Genomic DNA, 4,769 nt, shown 5'->3' with positions numbered 1-4,769 from the left:
GGGGTCATGCCGACATACGCCTAATTTTTCTCACAGGATCCCTGTAAGCCTTCTATCGCAATGCATTAACGATTTTAAATCTACTCTACACATCAGAGACCTTAGCTTTCGGACTTACGTACCACTCACAGAGTAATCTCCTCCATAATCGGTATGGGAAGTGGGATCGCCAACTCCAGCGGTTGTGGAACATCAAGGACATCAACAACATAATCGCCATATCGCCTGAGACAGCGGGTAATGTAGGGACTAATGGTCGCCAAATCCTCCTGCTTAACCTCATACCCCTCCGCATGAAGTTTCTGGATCGCAATAGAAATCTCCACTGTATTGTGCAGAATCACTGCACTAGAAACTAATTCCAGATATTTGAGCTGCTTCTCTTGCTGGTCTGGATCATTTTCAGTGATCACCCCTGCCTTTCCGAAGAATAGCCAATCGAGGAAATGGTTGTATCCCTCCACCTTATTGGTGCATTCCGTCACCTGTCGTCGGAGTCCAAGGTCGGAGATATAGCGCAACAGAAATTGGGTGCGAATCACCTGCCCAAGGGCCTCAAAGGCATGATAGAGCCGATTCTTCTTGCTACTACTGCTCAATCGTCGCAGGATAGTCGATGGCAATAGCTTACCTGCCCGGATAGAGAGGATCACTCGCATCAAATCCTGCCAATGCTTTTCAATCAGTCGCCAATTAGCGTTCTCCTTGAAGAGCGGATCAATGTACTCATACTCTGCATCAGGGCTAGGACGAAAGAATACAAGGTTTTTCCAATTGCGGATCCTGGGCATGAGCTGAATCCCCATCAAATGGGATAGGGCAAACGCCGGAGCACATTGACCTTGGGTATCGGCATGGATAGTATCCGGCTGGATATCCGATTGGTTTTTAATGAGTCCATCCAAAATGTAGACTGCTTCCCACACCCCGCAGGTGATGAAGTGGGTGAACAGTGCAATATATTGATCCGACACATGGTGATAAGCGATGCCCCCATAGCCGCCATAGCGAAGATGGTACTCAGAAATCAGGTTGTTGTCGTAGATTTCAAACTTGCTACCATCAGCCGCCGCTCGTTTCCCTGTGCCCCAACAGAGCGGGAGTTTGAGGCGCGAGTAGGCATTGATGATGTCTCGAATCGCAGCCTCAATTTTCTCAGTGGTGAAATGTCGTCTATGCACATAGGAGAGCATGTGAGCACTCATTCTTCCCCGAGTGTGACGCGCTGTTTCATTGGGACCAAGGTTGCACCCATAGCCAAAGGTGGTGAACAAGTAGCGCTCAATCGGTTCACTGAGCTTAGGCTCAGAACCAGAGATCGGCCCAAAATGGCGCGTCCAATTGACCCAATGTTGAACATTGGAGAGAACATCAAGCACACTCCGTTCCGGGATCTTCTCCAGAATTTTCTTTTCCAGTTCCAAAGCACTTTTGGACCTCGGTGCCGCAGTGATGCGTTTGAGACTGGGCTTGTCATCTTGATTGATGGTGACTTGAGTGTCTTCTTTACAGCGTTGGTCTACCTCCTGAGCCAGTTGAGTCAGTTGGTCCTTGAGATGCTGGACAAATCCACTGGCAGTAGACGGTATCTTTAACTCCTGGCAGTATTGCTCCAGTAATGGCTGACACTCTTGCCAACTGAGGAGTTGCTCTCGGAAGTCGGCATAGTTCTCAGAGCCTGGAACACAGGCATCCCCCGTTTTCAACTCCGTGGCCAGATAGCTAAACAGGCATACCTCTAATTGTCGTCGGACCAAAACCGTCTTGTCTCCATCATGGGCATAGACCAACTTTCTCCACTGAGAGCTGATAAACCCTAGATCCAGCTCTGCTGGTAAATACTGGCCCCGTCGGTCTTCATGTTCTAGAAGAAAATTAAGCGCTGTGATTAGCGATCGGTCCTGGCTGGTCGATTGAATACCCAAGGAACGGACCAGCCGAAAGATAGACTTACGGTGGGGCACATAGAACGACCACATCAATGGGAAATGATTTTTGGTGTTGTAGGGCGAAACCTGTTGACACTGCTCCAATAAGGCTTGAGCACCCCCATGAGCATTAAGGATGCCCTGTACTTGTTTACCCAAAGTGGCATTGCTCGGCTGCTTGGCCGATGCATCCAACACCTCACCCAAAATACCCAGCATCGATTCTGTGGTGGCCAAAGACTGTTCTCGTAATTCCACCAGACGCGTCTTGGCCCGATTATGGATACTGAGCATTCGCTTGAGAAACATTTCCGCCAAGTGATCGCGAGATTTCACCTGGGCGCGATAAATCAAGCACACCAGAAATGTCCGCCGTTTGGCTGAATTAACCTTCGACAGCTCAGCCATATCAAGCGCCTCGGCTTGGGCCGCAAAATACTTGATCTTGGCGGGGGTTAGATCCGCAAGAATGCGTTGAGCTTCGGCAAAAGACATCAGGGACTCGTATTTGCTTTGAAGTTTCTTGAGGTGTGAAAGCGTCGCCTTCTTAGGAGGAGCTTTGAGCTGATTCAAGGTCAGCTCGGCATCTTCTGATTGGGGTTGGATCAGCTGATCTAGATAGATTTGTTCAGCTTGAGATAACTGGGTATCGACCTGCTCAAACAACTGCTCGTGGGTGTTGTAGCGAATGGTCCTCGCTAATTGATCTAATGTGCCATAGGCAGGAAGTTCAAACCGAGATTTGACCAACTCTTCTATTGCGACATTAATAAGGTCGGCTGGATGGTCTTTGATGAGTGCAGCTTTAGCAACGGCTGCAACCGCTATTTGGTGGGTGTCAGGACCATAGGAGGTCACCCCTAAATGAGTCCGAATCTGTTTCTCAAATCGGTACAGGGATGAAGTGGCCGGTGTCAGCTTGATGCGCTTGCTGATATCAAGATACGACCGTACATGTTCAACAATGGCGGAGGGAATATCGGCAAGGGCAGGGAAATAACCTAACCGCTGAAAGGACTTCAATAAGACCGTCAAAGTCAGCACATTGGTTGGGAAACGGGCATGGGATCTGGCCCATTGGATCTCTGATGGAGTAGGGGTATAAACCTCATGGAGCGTCTTGAGGGTTGGACGGGCCTTAAATTGTGGATAGGCCGTTCGTTCAATCGCAGTCATCGGAGCGTCAATGCTGCCATTTCACGGGATCCCCTTCTAAACTCACTCTTCAAGCCCAGAGTATAGACAATACTCCACTTTAAGGCAGCAATAGCCACTGACCTATTCTTTTAAAGAATGATAGAAAATGAAAATACTGCGCTAGTTTGGCTCACCTTTCTTGAAGTGATTGAAATGCTTTTTGAGCAGCGTGTTTGGCTTGAGCAGAGGTCACTTTCTGATACCGAAGCGTGGTCTGAATGTTCTGATGTCCCATGAGTGCTCTTAATTCTTCGAGTCCCATCAACCCCACTCGCTCTGTGGCAAAGGTATGACGGAGATCATGGAGCCGGATACCTTCTAATTCAGGGCGTCCAGCAATTAACTGTTTGAAGGACTTGTAGGCTGTACTGTAATTGAGACGGCTAATTTCTAAACTAAATCGATGCTGAGCTGTAAACAATGCGGGGCTTTGCGGGTGCCGATAATGCTTGAGGTATTTCTCTAGACTCTGCTGGGCATCAGTGCTGAAGAAGCACCAGCGTGTTTTGTTGCCTTTGCCTACCACCTGAAATCGACTGTTGTTCATGTCAATATCGGCAAGGTCTAGAGCCAATACCTCTGAGATGCGGGCACCGCTTCGGTGCAGTAGGTGAATGAGGGCTTTCATTCTGCGAGCTTTGGCAACGGCTTGATAGAGAGAGTGCAGTTGCGCGGCGGTTAAATACCGGATGACTTGATCACTTTGGTGTTCACCTCTTTGTGGGTCAGCTTTGCGGCGGGGTAAACGGGCGATGGGATTGACGCGAATGTAGTTGCGGTCAACGGCATAATTCATCAGTGCTTGCACAATGGCTTGATGACGATGGTGGGTGCTGTAACGTAACTCTGTGAGGCCATTGAGATAGGTTTCAAGAAGATCGCGATCTACGATGTCGATGGGAAAGCGTCCGTACAACTGCAACAGAGGCATTAAGGTGGATTCATAGGAGCGAGTCGTTGTTTGACTCAGGCCAGGACGGTCAATAAATTCCGTTGCAACTGTCGCGAAAGAGGGTGACATAGGAAATAGTTCTGCTTAAACTAAGCTGCTATAGGCAGCTTACAAGACATACTTAAGAGATACCGTTAAAGCTATACTCCATGAAGGCTTTAGAAACAGATCAAGCGCCAAAGTCGGGTGAATCCGTTGCCGAATATGTATGTCGGTTGCGTGAAGGGTTAGGGCTGACTCAGAAGCAAGTTGCGCTCAAGGCTGGATTGCATGTCCAAAGTCTGGGCAAGCTAGAGCGTGGCAAGACGACGCGGCTCAATCGCAAAACGATTAATGGCTTATCCCATGCTTTGCAGGTGCCTGGGGAATATTTGGAGAGTCTATACCGGGGCACTCCAGTTGAGACTGTGCAATCGGTCAAGTTCTGTCCGCAGTGTTGGGTTCCAGGTACGCCGCCAGATGCCCTGTGGACAAACGTTAGAGCGAAATACTGTTTTGAGTGTGGTGAGCAATTACGCAATCGATGTCTTAGTTGCGATGAACTCATTACTTCACTCAAGCATCGGTTCTGCCCCTACTGTGGTCAGGCATATAAGTTACCTAAATCCAAAACTTTGAAGTCTTGAATAGACTATTAATAAAGGGTTTCAAGGTTTGAGTGAGAATAATTAGGCGTATGTCGGCATAACCCC

At 48.6% G+C, this 4,769-nt stretch carries 3 protein-coding genes; 1 reads left to right on the top strand and 2 read right to left on the bottom strand.

All coding sequences use genetic code 11. From position 1 onward, the window contains the following. Window positions 1-125 precede the first annotated feature (125 nt). Window positions 126-3,104 (bottom strand): Tn3 family transposase, encoded by a 2,979-nt coding sequence (locus tag C1752_RS27805; RefSeq protein ID WP_110989285.1) that lies wholly within the window; start codon window positions 3,102-3,104, stop codon window positions 126-128. 151 nt (window positions 3,105-3,255) lie between these two features. Further along, a complete protein-coding gene (locus C1752_RS27800) occupies window positions 3,256-4,146 on the bottom strand; it encodes a tyrosine-type recombinase/integrase (RefSeq protein WP_110989284.1) in 891 nt (296 codons plus the stop codon). Window positions 4,147-4,226: 80 nt separating this feature from the next. Between C1752_RS27800 and C1752_RS27795 the strand changes: the two genes are divergently transcribed. Further along, a complete protein-coding gene (locus C1752_RS27795; RefSeq protein WP_110989283.1) occupies window positions 4,227-4,703 on the top strand; it encodes a double zinc ribbon domain-containing protein in 477 nt (158 codons plus the stop codon). Window positions 4,704-4,769 lie beyond the last annotated feature (66 nt).

The organism is Acaryochloris thomasi RCC1774 (genome assembly GCF_003231495.1).
In the GTDB taxonomy this organism is placed as follows: Bacteria; Cyanobacteriota; Cyanobacteriia; order Thermosynechococcales; family Thermosynechococcaceae; genus RCC1774.
This window is presented reverse-complemented; position numbering and strand designations above follow the sequence as displayed.

Bases quoted from the DNA above. Each gene is read 5' to 3' on its own strand.
- C1752_RS27800 (WP_110989284.1), bottom strand. From the start codon at position 4,146: ATGTCACCCTCTTTCGCGACAGTTGCAACGGAATTTATTGACCGTCCT.
- C1752_RS27795 (WP_110989283.1), top strand. From the start codon at position 4,227: ATGAAGGCTTTAGAAACAGATCAAGCGCCAAAGTCGGGTGAATCCGTT.
- C1752_RS27805 (WP_110989285.1), bottom strand. From the start codon at position 3,104: ATGACTGCGATTGAACGAACGGCCTATCCACAATTTAAGGCCCGTCCA.